We start from the raw sequence: 14,830 nt of genomic DNA on the forward strand, positions 1-14,830 counted from the left end.
GGCGCCCCAGACGGAGCCGGCTCCAGCTTGACACCCCGCATTATCTGGGCGGTGAGCAGCCGGACGCCGGAGTTCCGCGATACCGGCGGTCTCAGCCCTCGGTGTCGTGGCCGATCGCCGGCAGGCTCGCCACGCTCCGGCCCAGCGCGGTCCTGAACTCCCGGTAGAGGTCCGGGCCGAGCGCGTCGGAGAGGTGCTGCTCGATCAGGTTGACCAGGCCGTCGGAGACCTCCATGAACTCGAGGCCACGGTCCGTCGGGATGATGAGCTTTGCCCGACGGTCGGCCGGGTCCGGTGCGCGCCGGACGTAACCGAGCCGCTCCAGCTCGTCGAGGATCGCGCCCATCGTCTGCTTGTTTCGCCCGGCGAGCCGGGCCAGTTCGCCGGGTCGGGTGCCCTCGGCGTCCAGGTACGCGAGGACCGCGCCGTGGCGGGGCCTGACGTCTCCGAACCCGTGCTCGGCCGCGCGCGTGAAGATCTCCCGCTGGACCCGTGCGGAGAGCTGGACGGCCAAAATCCCGAGGTCGGGATCCTGTTCCTTACGTGTGCTGCGTCTCATGCTTAGTCCAATCATTGGACGGTCCATTACTTGGACTATATCGTCGGCGGCGCCACAGCGGCCGAATCACGGCCGGCCTGACGGGAGGACAGCCATGACCATTCTGATCACCGGAACGACCGGAACTGTGTCCGGGGAGGTGCTGCGGGAGCTTGCCGGCAAGCAGCCGGTGCGGGCCCTCGTCCGCGACAGGTCGCGCGTACCTGACGTCGACGGCGTCGACTACGTCGTCGGTGACCTGGACCGTCCCGCCACGCTGGCAGCAGCGTTCGATGGCGTGACGAAGCTGTGGCTGCTGACCGCGATGGGCCCGCTCGCGCCGAGCCAGAGCATGAACGTGCTGTGGGCGGCTCGCCACGCCGGCGTGCGGCACGTCGTCCGGCTCTCCGCGATCGGCGCGGCGCACGACGCTCCCACCCGCAACGGTCGGCTGCACGCGCTCTCCGACGCCGAACTACAGCACTCGGGCATGGGGTGGACGATCCTGCGACCGAGCAACTTCATGCAGAACCTGTTCGGATCCCTGGCCGGGGACCAGCTCTACGGGGTCTTCGGCGAGGGGCGGGTCGGTGTCGTCGACGTACGGGACATCGCCGCGGTCGCGGCCGAGATCCTCGCCGCGCCTGAACGACACGAGGGCAGGATCTACACGCCCACCGGCCCGGAGAGCGTCTCGCTGCATCGGGTGGCGGAGGAGTTCACCCGTACGCTCGGACGCCCGGTGCGGTACGTACCGCAGAGCCCGGAACAGACCCGCGGCGGCCTGCTTCAGGCCGGGCTCGACGAGTGGACGGCGGAGGCGCTCACCGAGTACCGGGTCGCCTACGGCTCCGGGTGGGGCGACTTCACCAACGACCATGTTGCCAGCGTCACCGGCCGGCCGCCGCGGAGCATCGCCGAGTTCGTCCGCGACCACCAGGCGCGCTTCGCCACCGCCTGATCCGGGCCACGGCCCCGAGTTGCCGCCTCCCCGGAAGCGGGCCCGGCGTGGCCTGTGCGCAGGCTGCCGTCGGGCCCGCTGGGGGCCGCGTCCATCTCGCCAAGCGTCAGGCGGCGCCGGGCTCGGGCACCGCACAGCCGTCCGGGGTGCAGATGCCGTCGGCTCCGGAGACGACGGGCAGCGACTGCGGCGTGGGGTGAGCTTCGGCCCATGCCTTCGTGATCGCGGCGAGCAGGTCTTCGCTGCCGATAGCGCCGGGGACGGCGAAGCGGCGGTCGAAGACGAGGAAGGGCGCGCCGCGGGCGCCGAGGCGCTCGGCCTCCCGCTGGTCGGCGGCGACGCGGGCCCGATAGCGGCGGCTGCGCAGAGCCTCGGCGGCACCGGCCGGGTCCAGGCCCATTTCGGCGGCGAAGCCGAGGACCTCCTCGGTGGTCCACAGTTTGCGGGCCTGCCCGAAGTGCGCCCGGAACATGGCCGTCCAGATCTCGTTGCCACGGCCCTGGTCGGTGGCGTAGGCGAGCAACTCGTGAGCCAGGTCGGTCGGGCCCAGCGTGCGATCGACCGCGTGATAGGGCGTCAGGCCCTCCGCCTCGGCGGCTCGCTCGATCGGGCGCAGGACCCGGTCAACGGTCGACGCCGGGGCCCCAGCCATCTCGATCAGCTCGATCTGGCTGACACCCTCGCGCGGCAGGTCCGGGTGTAGCTGGAACGACCGGTGGATCACCTGCACCCGCCCGCCGTGCTCGAACCGGTTCAGCGCCTGGTGCAGGCGGTGGTCCATCAGCCCGCAGTACGGGCAGACGACGTCCGACCAGAACTCGATCTTCATGGGGTCCTCTCATTTCTTACTCGCTGTTCGTAACCCCATCGTGCATTAGAATCGGAGCGCCACAAAAGGCACATCCATGTGCGTAGCGATCGGTTGGCGGAGAGGCGGCGGTCATGAGCGCGGAGGATCTTCGACGGAGACGGACCAACGTCCGGGCGAACGTCCGGGCCGCGCCGGGGCCCTGTGCGCACTGGAACGACGAGGACGCCGACTTCATCCGCGAGGTCCTGGATCTTGTCGGCGACAAGTGGAGCGTGCTGATCATCGGTACGCTCGCCGACCGCCCCATCCGCTACTCGGATCTGGCCGACGCGATCCCCGGCATCTCCCAGCGCATGCTCACGCTGACCTTGAAGCACCTGCAGCGCACCGGACTCGTCACGCGGACCGCCTACCCCGAGGTGCCGCCCCGCGTCGAGTACGCCCTCACCGAACTCGGGACCTCGCTCCTGTCCACCGTCCTGGCGCTGGCCGCCTGGTCGGCCGAGCATCACACCGAGATCCGCCGCCACCAGACCGCATATGACAGCGCCGACGCACCGTAGCGGCACGGCGGCTCGGATCCGACCTGCGACGTCTGGCTAGAACGTGCGTAGCCACTGGCGGAGGCGGTCGAGCGGCTCACGCGCCTCGAGCGGCGGGACGGCCCGGCGCAGTTCCTCGTCGGTGGCGGGGCGGGCATTCAGCGCGGCCTGCCGCAGCAGCGCGTGGTCAACCCGCAGCCCGCCCATGATCCGCACGTTCACCTCCTCGCGCCGCATGACATACCCGTGGCTGTCCTCGTTGCGGACGTAGGTGAGCCCGCCGCCGTCCGGAGTGCACTCGGTGGTGCGGAAGCAGATGCTGTCGCTGCCCGCATAGGTCACCTCCAGCGAGATGGAGACGCTCTGCGCTCCGCTGCCGGTTCGGTCGGCGGGTGTGTAGAGCATGCCGGGTGGGATCCCGGTGACCTGCCCGACGTACCCGGGCACCGTGGCGGCGTAGTACCCGCCGGTCTGCGTCTGGGCATCGCCAAGCTCTTCGGCGGTGGCCAGGTGCAGGCTCAGCGCCGCGGCCCGCAACAGGTCATGGTCGACCGCCGGGGTTCCGACCACCGTGACGTACCGGCGGCCGACGGACACCTGGTAGCCGTGCTGGATCTCGTTGTGCCGGTAGACCAGACCGTCCTTCTCGACCGTGCAGGACCCCCAGGTCAGTCGCGAGTCCTGGGCGGTCGGCTGCGCACACATCTGCTCGCCCGGGCTGACCCGGTCGTACGCGTTGATGCTGATGAACCGGTCCGGCGGGACCGTGTCCGGGTTCTCGGGGCGGAAGCGCGAGCCGCCCAGCCGGTTGCCGTAGTCACGATCGTCTGTGGGCAGGTAGCCGGGGATGACGACCGCGTAGGCGGTTTCCCGCTGAACGCCGGCGACGACCAGCCGTCGCTCGAACTCGTCCGGCGACTCCTGGCGCAGCCCCGCCACGGCGGCGCCGACCAGCACCACGCTCAGCCCGAGCGCGGTGGCGCTGAACTGCCAGCCGCGCAGGAACAACCCGGCCACCAGGACGAACGGAACGCCGCCGAGCAGGAACCTCACCGGCGGGTTGCTGCTCACCCCGAGTCCGACGACGTCGGTGACGGCCCACCCGGCGGCCCACCCGATCGTGCCCAGACCCGTGACGAGCAGCGCCCACAGCACTCGACGACCGCCGGTCGCGCCCAGGACCGACACCTCACGGGTGGCCGCGATCACCACGATCAGGTAGGCCAGGACGGCCACCCCGGCCACAAGGGCCATGACGCCAATCAGGCCCGCCGCGCCGGCGAGCGCCGCGACCAGCAGCGCCTGCCACATCATCGGCAGTGCGACCGCTCCCACCGCCCAGACCGCGCCGAGTTGGATCGCGACAACCACCGGCTTCGACGCCTTCAACTGGAGCACCCTGCAATCCTGCCCAGCCGGCCGCCATCGCATAGCCCGCCGCATACCCGGTCCCGGCTGAGTACGGGTACTCAGCGAGCCGCCCGGACCGTCAGACAGCCGGCCGTACGAATCCGGTCACCATGGCGGCGAGCCCTTCGGCGAACCAGCGGTCGTAGTATTCGGTGGCCTCCGGCGTCTCGACCGCGGTGGCCGAGGTCCCCGGTGGTGTGCCGACCTGGGCGAGGGCGTGGCCGAGCACGAAGACGGCCACCGACTGGACCGCGGTCAGCGCGCGCGCCCGGGGTACGCCTTCCGTGTCGGCGCGGTCGAGGACGACCTGGATGAGTGCGAGTCCGGTGTGGACGTCCATCGGATGGGTTGCCAGCAGTGGTACCGCGCGAGGGTGGCTGAGCAGCATCTGGCGGTAGGCGGTCGCGAAGGCCGTGAGGCTCTCGGCCCAGGACCCGCCCGGGTCGAGATCGGTGATCGCCTCGGTCGCCAGGTGGTTGACGACGGCGGCGAGGACGGCTTCCCGGTTGGGCAGGTGGCGGTAGAGCGACATCGCCGCGACTCCCAGCTCGGCGCCGAGGCGACGCATGGTCAGCGCCTCCAGGCCATCGGCGTCGATCACCGCGAGAGCCGCGGAGACGATGTCGTCGCGGCTCAGCTGTGGCGGGCGACCGCTGCTGCGGCGGGCCGGCCGGGGTTCTCCTGTCGTGGCCATCTCCTCATCGTGACAAGAACGGTGGCGGTCAGCATCGCCAGGGTGAGCAGGCCGACGACGGCGTGTTGCAGATCGACGACGACGTCATGGCCGGCGGTGGGCCAGAACCGCAGAGTCTGGGCGTAGTACTCCTGGAACTCCACCCGCTGGGTGGGGCTGGCGCTGCCGAAGTACGGGATCCACCAGCTGGTGACGTGCCCGATGAGACAGAGCGCGCTCAGCGCGACCGCAGTGATGCGGGACCAGTGCCGATCGAGCGCGACACCCGCCGCGATCAGCAGCGGGAAGGGGTAGTTCGCGACGGCCGCGATGGCGCGGTCCCCGGCCGGGATGGCGGCGAGGTCGTTGAGCGGAAACATCGGTACCCAGTCGGTGAGCGCGAGCCAGGCGAGCCAGGCGAGTGGAGCGGTGAGGGCGAGCTTCTTCATCGAACCTCCTTAGTTTGCGTACAACGTAAGCTTACGATGTAAGCAAATTAGGCCGGGAGGGCTGGCAAGTCAAGACGTACGGGTGTGACGCCGATCCCTAGGCCGCGCCGGAGAGGTAGTCCCTACGGCGCTGCGGTTCGAACTTCTCGATCGCGTACCGCAGCATGACCCGCGGCATGGCCCGGTACCGCCGGGCGAGGAACTCTTCCTCCGCCGCTCTGTCACGATTGCCGACCTCACGCAGCATCCAGCCCACCGCCTTGTGGACGAGGTCGTGCGGGTCGTGCAGGAGCCGTTCGCTGAGGCGGAAGGTCCAGTGGAAGTCGCCGGCTCTGATGAAGGCGAAGGTCGCCATGATGGCGATGCGCCGGTCCCAGACCAGGTCGGACCCGGCCAGCCGGTCCAGTACGCTGCGGTCCTTGTCGATCAGCCAGGGGCCGACGATGTACGGCGCGGACGAGTCGACCAGATCCCAGTTGTCGATGCGGTCGGTGTTGGCCAGCAGGACGTCGAAAATCTGGCCCCGTTCCCTCTCGTCTCCCTTGGCGAACTTCCGCACCAGGACGAACAGGGACGTCAGCCGCTCCTCGTGCACGCCGCTGGTCAGCAGCTCCGCCGTGTCGGCCAGGGAGAGGTCACGCCAGTGCCGGGCGGCCACTTTGCGCTGTTCCGGCACGGAGACGCCGATGGCCCGGTCGCCCTCGCCGTACCCGCCCGGAAACATCTGCAGAAACCGGCTCAGTCCCTGCGCACGACGCGGATCGGCGAGGCTGGCGAGTTCCTCACGGACGTCGGCGGAAGGGGCCATGACTTTGCAACCTACCGCGACCCCTGGCGCGTCACCGCGAACTCGCGGACCGGCCGTGCGCGGGGGAGTGGGCAGGTGGACGCCGTCCACTAGGCTCTGCGCGTGTTCACCCTCGTCGAGAAGCTGGCGGAGATCTTCGCCAACTACGGTGCACGGCTGCTGGATCGCCGCAGGACGGGGCGAGACTCGGACGTGGCGCGCCACCTTCTCGGCATCGTGCTGCTGTTGCAGGACCTGTGTCTGCGCGGCGACCGCGTGCTCGCCCTGGCAGCGCAGTTCGGCGACGGCGTCGCCGACGCGGCGACAGAGGCCGAATTCGGCCAGGTGATGGCCGAGCAGGTCGAGTCCGTCGGGAAGCTGCGCCAGGCGATCGGTGACTCGCGCATGCTGCTCAACACCGTCGACGCGGGTCTGTACCTCGAGCTGGCACCCTTCCTGGACGTCAAGTCCGGCCTGCTGACCCGGTGGGAGCAGCAGCGACGGACGAGCACGTTCTCGACCACCACGCTGTTCTTCCTGCCGTCGGCGGCGGTGGACCGGGTGGCGAGCGCGGGGAAGGAGGGCGACACCCTCGCCGTGCTGTCGTCGGACCGGGCCGACTACGTCATGATCCTGGCCGAGACGCTGCGGGAAACGCGTACGGGCGAGGTGCGGGACATCCGCCGGGTCGACCCGGAGCAGGCACAGCGGCTGCGCAGCGACATCGACGGCGCCCGGGCCGAGCTGGCCTGCGCGCGCGAACTGTGTGCGCAGGTGGCGTCGTCGGTGGAGCAGACCGTCGGCGCCGATGCGATGGCCAATCTGCGCCGGTCGTTGCTGCGCGGTGCGGAGAAAGCCCGGCATGCGCAGTGACGATCTCCAGCCCGTGTGTCGACACCGGCGGCGTCAGGTGAGGTCACGGGTGGCCTGGTAGAGCTCCGGGTCGCGCGGGTAGACGCCGACCCGGGCCAGCGCGTACGCCCCGATGCCGGTGGCGCGCAGGGTGACCCGCTGGAGGCCGAGCAGGGCAGCCAACTGCTCGGTGTTGAACATCAGGCGCTGGAACAGGCCATTGCCCACCCGGTCCGGAATTCGGATCTCGTCGATGGCAAGGTCGCGATCGGCGAAGACGAACGAGGCCTGCAGGAACGCCCGACGGCCGTCGCTCAACGGGATCCACAGGTCGATGTTGCCACCGCCGTCGGGGTAGAGGGCCACGTCGGCGGTCGCGTCGGGCACGCCGCGGGTGAGCGTGGCGTGGAAGGTCGCCGGAGTGATCGGCACCCAGCGCCGCCACGCCGCGACGAACTCGTCGTCCAGGCCCACCACGCTCATGCCGGGCGCGAGGCGCCGGAAGTCGACCACCTCGACGCGGGCCGCGTCGGGGCGCTCGTCGCGTACCGCGCTCAGGGTCGAGGGCAGATCCGGTAGTTGTGTCGCCTCGGCCAGCAGGCCGTCCCACAGTGGATCCGGGCGCCACGGCGGCAGAAGGACGTTGTCACCTGTCTGCCGCCAGGCCCGGTCCCACCAGCCCACCGCGGCCGCCGGCCGCAGCCCGAAGCGGGCCGCGCCCAGAATGAAACAGCGCACGAGCAGGAACGTGCCCGCGAGCCTGTCGTAGTCGATGTGCCCCGACTGCGCCCGACGGCCGTGCGCCTCGGCCTCGCGGAGCATCTCCGTGTAGGCGACGAGCGGCGGCATCTCGGCGACGGAGTACCGCATCCGGGTGTCCAGCACCGTGTCCGGGCTCGCGGGCTGGAACACCACGTCGGTCCCGGTGATGATGAGCGGCCACAACTCCGCGCCGGCGCCGACCGCGAATTCGAGTGCCGGTGCGCCGTCGGGTGCGTAGATCGGTCTGACCCGTCGCACGTCGTCGGCGACGAAGTGGACGCTGTCGCCGAGCGCGGGGACGTGGACCGTCATCCGGTTCTGCAACGCAGTCGCTCGTACCTCGGGAACGAACGTCAATGCGGCGGAAATCTCGTCGGGGGTCACGCCGAGTCATCGTACGGTTTCCAGACCCCGATTACCGCCCGCCGCCGTGCCCCCACTGCTGTTCTCGACTGGCGCTGCTGGCCCAGGTGTGCGGTACGTGACCGGGTCTACGCTTCGGCGCGTGCCGAGCGGATTTGGAGTAAGCCTGGTCGTGCGTGGTCAAACCGTGGACCCCGGGGAAATGCTGGTGGTCGTGGCCAGGGCTGCCACTGTCAACGGTATCGAGGTCGATCGCGTTGGTGACGTCGTGAGGTTCACCGCCGACGAGCTACGTGATCTGTCGGTCCTGGCGGCGCCGCTGGCGGGCTGGTGGCAACGGCATGAACCGACCGTGGCTGGCGACGTGGCCCTACGGTTCGTCGGGCCGAACGGGGTTACCGAGCTGACCTATAGCGTGCCGGATCTGGCCGTCGAACACGTCCAGCGCATCATCGAGGTCGACAGCGGTCAGCCGTACGGCCCGGGAGGAGCCCCCGGGCCGATACGTCGGCTCACCGGGGCGTTGTCACGCCAGGCCCGGGCCGGCTTCACCGCGTCGGAACTGTCGATCCGCGACGAGGGCGGTGTCCTATGCGTGGCGCTGTCCGGCCGCGACCTCGACTACCGGCCCCGCATGCTGGAGTTTCAGACATTCAATCCAGCGCACGACGACTACGACCCCGGCGACGACGACGGCTACTGCCTCATCACTGAGCGCGGCCTACCGGTCTTCCAAGGGCTGGCCGCGCTCCGGCTGTCCCAGCGGACACTGCGCCTACAACTGACTGCCGAAGCGGCCCGAACCTGGGAAACGCGCTCGGCGACGTACCGGGTGAGGCTCCGCCTCGACAACCACGAGATCGAACAGTTGCGCCGGGAGCTGCAGCGGCTCTCCTCTCTCGGCGACGGTCGACTATCCGGACCCAGGCTCGAGTTCCGCTAGGAGACGGTCACACCTCCGACCCGCCGCCTGAGCGCGCCCATGCCGAACCGGGCCCCGCGAACGACGGCGTGTGGTGCGGTGCACCTGACGCGTCAGCGGAGCGGTTCACTGCTGTCGGCGTCAGGCCTTGAAGGTCTGCTTGGCGACTCCGAGGGCGGACACGGCCCTCGGCCATCCGGTGTAGAAGGCCAGATGGGTGATGGCCTCGACGATCTCGGTCTCGGTGAGGCCGTTCTGTCTGCCGAGGTTGAGGTGGTACGGCAACTGCTCGCTGTTGCCGCCGGCGACGAGGGCAGCGATCGTGATCAGACTGCGGTCGCGGGGAGCGAGTTCGGCGCGTTCCCAGACGTCGCCGAAGAGGACGTCGTCGGTGAGCGACACCAGCTTCGGCGCGAAGCTGCCGAGATTCTGCCGGGCGGTTGATTGTCGCGCGGGTTCGGACATGCTGGTGGTGCCTCCTTGGATGGGTGTGTCGGGCTTTGTTGGGTAAACGAACAACGGGACCCGGCCGACGGACCCGGGCTGGGATCGCTGTCGCTTTCGACGGTTACTCGCCGGATGGTGGTATCTCCCATGCCCTGTCCGGGTACGCCCAGAAGGGTGACCGGCGGTGTCGCGGCCGGCCCGTCAAGGTGAGAGGAAGAACCTGATGCGTGGTGCTGTTCTGCACGCCCCTGCCGACGTCCGGGTGGAGGAGCGCGAGGATCCGCGGATTCTCCTGCCGACCGACGCGATCATCCGCGTCTCCGCCGCCTGCGTCTGCGGTTCGGACCTGTGGCCGTACCGAGGCGTCGAGGCGGTGAACGGGCCGTCGCCGATGGGCCACGAGTACGTCGGCGTCGTCGAGGAGGTCGGCGGCGAGGTCAGGAACATCAAACCGGGCCAGTTCGTCGTCGGATCCTTCTTCGCGTCCGACAACACCTGCCCCATCTGCCGCGCGGGTTACCAGAGCTCCTGCGTCCACCGCGAGCCCATCGGCGGACTCGGCGCCCAGGCCGAGTACCTTCGCATTCCCCTGGCCGACGGCACGCTGGTCGCCACCCCGGACGTACCCTCGGAGGATCTGGTTCCGGACCTGCTGGCGGCCTCCGACGTGCTCGGCACCGGCTGGTTCGGCGCCGTGGCGGCCGAGGTCGAACCGGGCAGGACCGTCGCTGTCGTCGGTGACGGCGCCGTCGGCCTCCTCGCCGTGCTGGCGGCGAAGCACTTCGGCGCGGAACGCATCATCGCGGTCAGCCGACACGAGTCCCGCCAGAAACTCGCGATCCACTACGGCGCGACCGACATCGTCACCGAGCGCGGCGACGAGGGCGTGGCCCGGATCAAGGACCTCACCGAGGGGCTCGGCGCGCACTCGGTCATCGAGGCGGTCGGCACCCAGGAGTCGATGATGCAGGCGATCCGCTCGACCCGCGCCGGAGGTCACGTGGGCTACGTCGGTGTCGCCCACGGGGTTCAGTTGCCCGGCGAGGAGTTGTTCTTCTCCCACGTGCATCTGCATGGCGGTCCCGCCCCGGTGCGCCGTTTCCTGCCCGAGCTGATCAACCTGGTCTGGAACCGGCAGATCGACCCGGGCCGGGTCTTCGACCTCACGCTGCCGCTCGAGCAGGCCGCCGAGGGCTACCGGGCGATGGACGAGCGCCGGGCCGTCAAGGTTCTCCTCAAGCCCTGACGCACGGTGCCGCTCCGGAGGGTGTGGCCGACCCGGCAGCCACCCGCTACCGGGCCACTCGCTGAGTTCGCCTCAGCCGGCCCGGTAACGGGTGGCCAGTTCGGTGCTCTGTCCGCCGAATGCGGCGAGGTCGGCCTGGAAGACCGCGTCCAGGAGCCCGGCGTCCTCCACGCCCGGGGCGACGACGACCTCGCCCAGTTCGAGGCCGCGCAGGCTGGCGGTGACCACGTCGTCGGCGCTCATCCGCGGGATCACGCTCATGTCGAGACCCTGCCGCTCGTGGAACTCGGTGGCCACCACGCCGGGGCACACGACCTGGACCTTGACGCCCGTGCCGGCCAGCTCGGCGCTCAACGTCTGGGACATCGCGACGAGGTGGGCCAGAGTGCCGGCGTAGACGGCCCGGCGGGGCATCATCGAGCTCGGTGCCGGACCGCTGAAGGCGATCATGCCGGCCACGTTGATGATGGCGCCTTCGCCGCGCTGCTGCATGCCGGCGACGGCGGCGCGGGTGAGCATCGTCGGGGCGACGACCTTGACGTGCACGAGTTCCCTGGCCTTGTCGGCGGGAAGCTCCGCGAGCGGCATGTAGTGCGACACGCCAGCGTTGTTCACCAGCATCGTCAGCGGCTGCGACGCGCAGACCTCGGCGATCGCGTCCACCCCGGCATCGGTGGACAGGTCGGCAGCCACCGTTTGAACGTCGGCTGTGGGGTGGGCGGCGACGAACTCGTCCAGGCGGTCCTTGCGCCGTCCCGCGATCACCAGGTCGTAGCCGTCAGCGGCCAGCCGCTCGGCGAAGGCCTTGCCGATGCCGGAGGTGGCGCCGGTGACGAGTGCGAGCTTGGTCATGGTGCTGGTCCTTCCAGGTCGTGGGCGTATCACGCCGGGCACCGGTACGAGCCCCGGTGGCGCCGCTCAGGGCGTGCTGGCCGGGAACTCCTCCAGCCCGACCACCGACAGCAGCGCGAGCTTCTCCGCCGCGTCCGTGTTCGCGGGCGTCAACACCAGCAGCACCTGCCCCTGGTCCGGCGTCGTCAGCGTTTCGCAGTCCATCAGTAGCTGTCCCACCCGCGGGTGCACGACGGTCTTCCGGTCCGCGCGCCGAACGCTGACCTCATGCTCGTCCCACCGCCGGCGGAACTCCGCGCTGGCCGCTCGCAGCCGGGAGACCAGCCCGGCCACCTCGGGGTCACCGTGGCGCCGGCCGGCGGCGGCGCGCAGGTCGGCGACGATGACGCGGGAGTGGTGCTCGTGCTCCTCCGGCGGGTGGATCCGGCGCGCTTCGGGGTCGGTGAACCACCGGTACGCGTGATATCGCCGGTCCCCCCGGAAGCCGCTCGGATCGCCGAAGATCAGCATGCCCGTCCGGTTCTGCGCGAGCGTCTCGCCGAGGTCGGAGAGGACGCTGGCCGGCGTCGTGCCGAGCAGGTCCAGCATGCGTACCAGGCCGGCACGGGCGAAGCGCGCCGGCCCGTCGCCCGGCGGCGGCTGGTGCCCGGCCAGGTGGAAGAGGTGCGCCCGCTCGTCGTCGCTGAGCCGCAGCGCGCGGGCGAGCGCGCCGAGCAGCTGCGGCGACGGCTGTGGGCTGCGTCCCTGCTCCAGGCGGACGACGTAGTCCGTCGACATGCCGGCGAGCAGCGCGACTTCTTCCCGGCGAAGACCCGCGGTGCGGCGGCGCGGGCCGGCGGCCACCCCGACGTCCCCGGGACGGATGGCCTGCCGCCGGCGGCGCAGGAAGTCGGCGAGTTCGGCGCGCTGCATGACCCCATCGTCTCTCCGGGGCGGGGCCGCCATCCAGAGATCGCCGCTCCTACGACAAGCGCTCCGTTTCCGTGGCCGCGTCGGCGACGGATGGTGGAGGAGATCGAACGAAGGAGAACGGACATGCAGACCCGAACCCTCGGCCGCACCGGACCGACCACCTCCGTCCTTGGCCTCGGCGCCATGGGCATGTCGGACCTGTACGGGCCGTCCGACCGCACGGAGAGCATCGCCACGGTCCACGCCGCGCTCGACGCGGGGATCACGCTGATCGACACGGGCGACTTCTACGGCATGGGCCACAACGAGCTGCTGCTCGGCGAGGCGCTGCGCGGCCGTCCCCGCGACAGCTACCAGCTCAGCGTCAAGTTCGGCGGGCTGCGCGGGCCGGACAAGTCGTGGGGCGGGCACGACAGCCGGCCGGTGGCGGTGCGCAACTTCCTGGCGTACTCACTCACCCGGCTCGGTACCGACCACGTCGACATCTACCGCCCGGCCCGGCTCGACCCGGACGTGCCGATCGAGGAGACCGTGGGCGCGATCGCCGAGCTGGTCAAGGCCGGATACGTCCGGCACATCGGCCTGTCCGAGGTCGGTCCGGACACGATCCGCCGGGCGCACGCGGTCCATCCGATCGCCGACCTGCAGATCGAGTACTCGTTGATCTCCCGGGCCGTCGAGGGGGAGATCCTGCCGGTCCTGCGGGAGCTCGGTATCGGGCTGACCGCCTACGGTGTGCTCTCCCGCGGCCTGATCTCCGGGCACTGGGCCCCCGGTCGGGGTGCCGGCCCCGGCGATTTCCGCTCGCACAGTCCCCGCTTCCACGGCGACAACCTCGACCACAATCTCGGCCTGGTACAGGCCCTGCGCGGGATCGCCGCCGAGAAGGGCTGCTCGGTCGCGCAGTTGGCCATCGCCTGGGTGGCCGCTCGGGGCGAGGACATCGTGCCGCTGGTCGGCGCGCGTACCCGGGAACGCCTCGCCGAGGCCCTGGGCGCGGCGGACGTCACCCTGACCGCCGACGACCTGGCCGTGATCGAGCGGGCCGTTCCGCCCGGCGCCGCTCGCGGGGACCGCTATCCGACCGAGATGATGGGCTCTCTGGGCGCCGGCAACTGACGCCGGACGGCTCATATCCGCCCTGCTCACGCGTGGTGGGCGGCCGCGTACCGGCTGCCCACCACGAGCGGCGGCACGGCGTTGTGCGACCACCGACCCGTATCGTGGGGCCGTGATCACCTGCGTCGTCCACTACACCATCGACCCCGCGGAGATCGAGGCGTTTGAGCGCTTCGCCCACGCGTGGATGCGGCTGGTGGCCAAGCACGGCGGTGTGCACCACGGCTACTTCCTGCCCGCCGAGGGAGCCAGCGACCAGGCCGAAGCGCTGTTCAGCTTCGAGAGCGTCTCTGGTTTCCTGTTTGATCCTCATGATCCGGGCATCTCGCCTGTGCCGTTGTCCCGTGGGTGATGGGGGTGGCGTGCACGTGGCGGTGGAAGCCGCGGCCGAGGATCGCCCCGCGGACCTGGTGGGGTTGTCGCGGGGTGGTGGTGGAAGCCGTGTGCGGCACCTGGCGGACCGGCCCTGAGGGGCTGGTTGCCTGAGGTGTCCGTCCCGCCGGACGCTTGCCGGCAGACCCCGTTGGGGGGTGTGTCGGGGCGGGAACCTGCCGTCGCAGGGGCAGCAGGGGTGAAGTCGTGGCCCTCGCGGGCCGGGTCTGTTTGGGGGTGGGTGCGTTTTTGCGTCGCTCCCGCGCCGGCCCGGTCGTCGCGGCGCGGGCTGGTTGACGCGTGCGGCGTCGGACGGGTGTGTCGGTGGCTGTCCGGATCGCGGCCCGGCCGTTGCGGTCGCGGCGGGTTTTGGTCTGGTTGGTCAGGCCCCGGGCGGTGATGCGTTGCGCGGCGGCGTGGTCACGGTCCAGTGACAGGCCACACGAGCAGGTGGCCCACCGGTACCCGGCCGCGCTCCGGTCCGGTGCCTTGACATGCGTCACCGGGCCGCCGCAACGCGGACAGCCCGACGACGTACCACGCGCCGGAACGGTCACGACGGCGATGCCGGCTTTCGCGGCGAGGTGGGCGATGGCGGTGAACACGGTGCCGCGGACCGCGCCGGACAGGCGTCGGTTGAGGCTGCGGGAGCGGCCACGGGTCCTCGAGGGTGGCGAGGTCCTCGACATAGATCACGCTGGCCTGGTGCGCGGTGGCGTGGGGCGTGTCAGATGGTCTGTGTAACGAGATCAGCGTGAGCTGAAGGAGTACACAGATGACCGTGACTGGTGATCAGCGCGGGAGTGAACCGT

The 14,830-nt window shown here is 70.5% G+C and carries 18 protein-coding genes; 7 read left to right on the top strand and 11 right to left on the bottom strand.

Translation table 11 applies throughout. The features are described 5' to 3' along the window. Positions 1-91: 91 nt before the first annotated feature. Entirely contained in the window at positions 92-559 is a 468-nt protein-coding gene (locus tag ACIP9D_RS23215) for a MarR family transcriptional regulator (RefSeq protein WP_350874807.1), read from the bottom strand. Positions 560-653: 94 nt separating this feature from the next. Between ACIP9D_RS23215 and ACIP9D_RS23220 the strand changes: the two genes are divergently transcribed. Then, a complete protein-coding gene (locus ACIP9D_RS23220) occupies positions 654-1,499 on the top strand; it encodes an NAD(P)H-binding protein (protein WP_350874806.1) in 846 nt (281 codons plus the stop codon). A gap of 106 nt (positions 1,500-1,605) precedes the next feature. Here the strand turns inward: ACIP9D_RS23220 and ACIP9D_RS23225 are convergent, their stop codons facing one another. After that, positions 1,606-2,328 carry a DsbA family oxidoreductase gene (locus ACIP9D_RS23225; RefSeq protein WP_350874805.1) on the bottom strand — a complete coding sequence of 241 codons (723 nt, stop codon included), beginning with the start codon at positions 2,326-2,328 and terminating at the stop codon, positions 1,606-1,608. Between the two features lie 113 nt (positions 2,329-2,441). Between ACIP9D_RS23225 and ACIP9D_RS23230 the strand changes: the two genes are divergently transcribed. Then, entirely contained in the window at positions 2,442-2,873 is a 432-nt protein-coding gene (locus tag ACIP9D_RS23230) for a helix-turn-helix domain-containing protein (RefSeq protein WP_350874804.1), read from the top strand. A 36-nt stretch (positions 2,874-2,909) separates the two neighbouring features. Here the strand turns inward: ACIP9D_RS23230 and ACIP9D_RS23235 are convergent, their stop codons facing one another. From ACIP9D_RS23235 to ACIP9D_RS23250, 4 genes are all read right to left on the bottom strand, one after another. Beyond that, entirely contained in the window at positions 2,910-4,250 is a 1,341-nt protein-coding gene (locus ACIP9D_RS23235; protein ID WP_350874803.1) for a hypothetical protein, read from the bottom strand. Between the two features lie 91 nt (positions 4,251-4,341). Then, entirely contained in the window at positions 4,342-4,956 is a 615-nt protein-coding gene (locus ACIP9D_RS23240; protein ID WP_350874802.1) for a TetR/AcrR family transcriptional regulator C-terminal domain-containing protein, read from the bottom strand. Then, positions 4,896-5,384: a hypothetical protein gene (locus ACIP9D_RS23245; protein ID WP_350874801.1), complete on the bottom strand. Its 489-nt coding sequence runs from the start codon at positions 5,382-5,384 to the stop codon at positions 4,896-4,898. The genes ACIP9D_RS23240 and ACIP9D_RS23245 overlap by 61 nt, the downstream gene beginning before the upstream one ends. A gap of 97 nt (positions 5,385-5,481) precedes the next feature. Further along, complete coding sequence (locus ACIP9D_RS23250; protein WP_350874800.1) at positions 5,482-6,192, bottom strand: DNA alkylation repair protein; 711 nt, start codon at positions 6,190-6,192, stop codon at positions 5,482-5,484. A 102-nt stretch (positions 6,193-6,294) separates the two neighbouring features. On the opposite strand from ACIP9D_RS23250, the gene ACIP9D_RS23255 reads away from it, so the two are divergent. Then, a complete protein-coding gene (locus ACIP9D_RS23255; protein ID WP_350874799.1) occupies positions 6,295-7,044 on the top strand; it encodes a hypothetical protein in 750 nt (249 codons plus the stop codon). A 33-nt stretch (positions 7,045-7,077) separates the two neighbouring features. Here ACIP9D_RS23255 and ACIP9D_RS23260 read toward each other — a convergent pair whose 3' ends face one another. Continuing rightward, positions 7,078-8,169, bottom strand: coding sequence for a hypothetical protein (locus tag ACIP9D_RS23260; protein ID WP_350874798.1), 1,092 nt, complete (start codon positions 8,167-8,169; stop codon positions 7,078-7,080). A gap of 121 nt (positions 8,170-8,290) precedes the next feature. On the opposite strand from ACIP9D_RS23260, the gene ACIP9D_RS23265 reads away from it, so the two are divergent. Beyond that, complete coding sequence (locus tag ACIP9D_RS23265; protein ID WP_350874797.1) at positions 8,291-9,091, top strand: hypothetical protein; 801 nt, start codon at positions 8,291-8,293, stop codon at positions 9,089-9,091. 120 nt (positions 9,092-9,211) lie between these two features. On the opposite strand, the gene ACIP9D_RS23270 is transcribed toward ACIP9D_RS23265, so the two are convergent. Continuing rightward, complete coding sequence (locus ACIP9D_RS23270; RefSeq protein ID WP_350874796.1) at positions 9,212-9,535, bottom strand: carboxymuconolactone decarboxylase family protein; 324 nt, start codon at positions 9,533-9,535, stop codon at positions 9,212-9,214. Between the two features lie 205 nt (positions 9,536-9,740). On the opposite strand from ACIP9D_RS23270, the gene ACIP9D_RS23275 reads away from it, so the two are divergent. Beyond that, positions 9,741-10,763 carry a zinc-dependent alcohol dehydrogenase family protein gene (locus ACIP9D_RS23275; protein WP_350874795.1) on the top strand — a complete coding sequence of 341 codons (1,023 nt, stop codon included), beginning with the start codon at positions 9,741-9,743 and terminating at the stop codon, positions 10,761-10,763. Between the two features lie 72 nt (positions 10,764-10,835). Here the strand turns inward: ACIP9D_RS23275 and ACIP9D_RS23280 are convergent, their stop codons facing one another. Both ACIP9D_RS23280 and ACIP9D_RS23285 read right to left on the bottom strand, forming a co-directional pair. After that, positions 10,836-11,615, bottom strand: a complete 780-nt coding sequence (locus ACIP9D_RS23280) for an SDR family NAD(P)-dependent oxidoreductase (protein ID WP_350874794.1) — start codon at positions 11,613-11,615, stop codon at positions 10,836-10,838. 66 nt (positions 11,616-11,681) lie between these two features. Further along, a complete protein-coding gene (locus ACIP9D_RS23285) occupies positions 11,682-12,527 on the bottom strand; it encodes a helix-turn-helix transcriptional regulator (protein ID WP_350874793.1) in 846 nt (281 codons plus the stop codon). Between the two features lie 123 nt (positions 12,528-12,650). On the opposite strand from ACIP9D_RS23285, the gene ACIP9D_RS23290 reads away from it, so the two are divergent. Together ACIP9D_RS23290 and ACIP9D_RS23295 are read left to right on the top strand one after the other, a co-directional pair. Then, complete coding sequence (locus tag ACIP9D_RS23290; protein ID WP_350874792.1) at positions 12,651-13,646, top strand: aldo/keto reductase; 996 nt, start codon at positions 12,651-12,653, stop codon at positions 13,644-13,646. Between the two features lie 112 nt (positions 13,647-13,758). Next, complete coding sequence (locus ACIP9D_RS23295) at positions 13,759-13,998, top strand: NIPSNAP family protein (RefSeq protein WP_350874791.1); 240 nt, start codon at positions 13,759-13,761, stop codon at positions 13,996-13,998. Here the strand turns inward: ACIP9D_RS23295 and ACIP9D_RS23300 are convergent. Beyond that, complete coding sequence (locus ACIP9D_RS23300) at positions 13,919-14,707, bottom strand: zinc ribbon domain-containing protein (protein ID WP_350874790.1); 789 nt, start codon at positions 14,705-14,707, stop codon at positions 13,919-13,921. The genes ACIP9D_RS23295 and ACIP9D_RS23300 overlap by 80 nt on opposite strands. Positions 14,708-14,830 lie beyond the last annotated feature (123 nt).

It is taken from the genome of Micromonospora sp. NPDC093243, from assembly GCF_044753725.1.
In the GTDB taxonomy this organism is placed as follows: domain Bacteria; phylum Actinomycetota; class Actinomycetes; order Mycobacteriales; family Micromonosporaceae; genus Micromonospora.

Coding starts and splice junctions, on each gene's coding strand:
- ACIP9D_RS23215 (WP_350874807.1), bottom strand. CDS start 559: ATGAGACGCAGCACACGTAAGGAACAGGATCCCGACCTCGGGATTTTG.
- ACIP9D_RS23220 (WP_350874806.1), top strand. CDS start 654: ATGACCATTCTGATCACCGGAACGACCGGAACTGTGTCCGGGGAGGTG.
- ACIP9D_RS23225 (WP_350874805.1), bottom strand. CDS start 2,328: ATGAAGATCGAGTTCTGGTCGGACGTCGTCTGCCCGTACTGCGGGCTG.
- ACIP9D_RS23230 (WP_350874804.1), top strand. CDS start 2,442: ATGAGCGCGGAGGATCTTCGACGGAGACGGACCAACGTCCGGGCGAAC.
- ACIP9D_RS23240 (WP_350874802.1), bottom strand. CDS start 4,956: ATGGCCACGACAGGAGAACCCCGGCCGGCCCGCCGCAGCAGCGGTCGC.
- ACIP9D_RS23245 (WP_350874801.1), bottom strand. CDS start 5,384: ATGAAGAAGCTCGCCCTCACCGCTCCACTCGCCTGGCTCGCCTGGCTC.
- ACIP9D_RS23250 (WP_350874800.1), bottom strand. CDS start 6,192: ATGGCCCCTTCCGCCGACGTCCGTGAGGAACTCGCCAGCCTCGCCGAT.
- ACIP9D_RS23270 (WP_350874796.1), bottom strand. CDS start 9,535: ATGTCCGAACCCGCGCGACAATCAACCGCCCGGCAGAATCTCGGCAGC.
- ACIP9D_RS23275 (WP_350874795.1), top strand. CDS start 9,741: ATGCGTGGTGCTGTTCTGCACGCCCCTGCCGACGTCCGGGTGGAGGAG.
- ACIP9D_RS23280 (WP_350874794.1), bottom strand. CDS start 11,615: ATGACCAAGCTCGCACTCGTCACCGGCGCCACCTCCGGCATCGGCAAG.
- ACIP9D_RS23285 (WP_350874793.1), bottom strand. CDS start 12,527: ATGCAGCGCGCCGAACTCGCCGACTTCCTGCGCCGCCGGCGGCAGGCC.
- ACIP9D_RS23290 (WP_350874792.1), top strand. CDS start 12,651: ATGCAGACCCGAACCCTCGGCCGCACCGGACCGACCACCTCCGTCCTT.
- ACIP9D_RS23300 (WP_350874790.1), bottom strand. CDS start 14,707: ATGTCGAGGACCTCGCCACCCTCGAGGACCCGTGGCCGCTCCCGCAGC.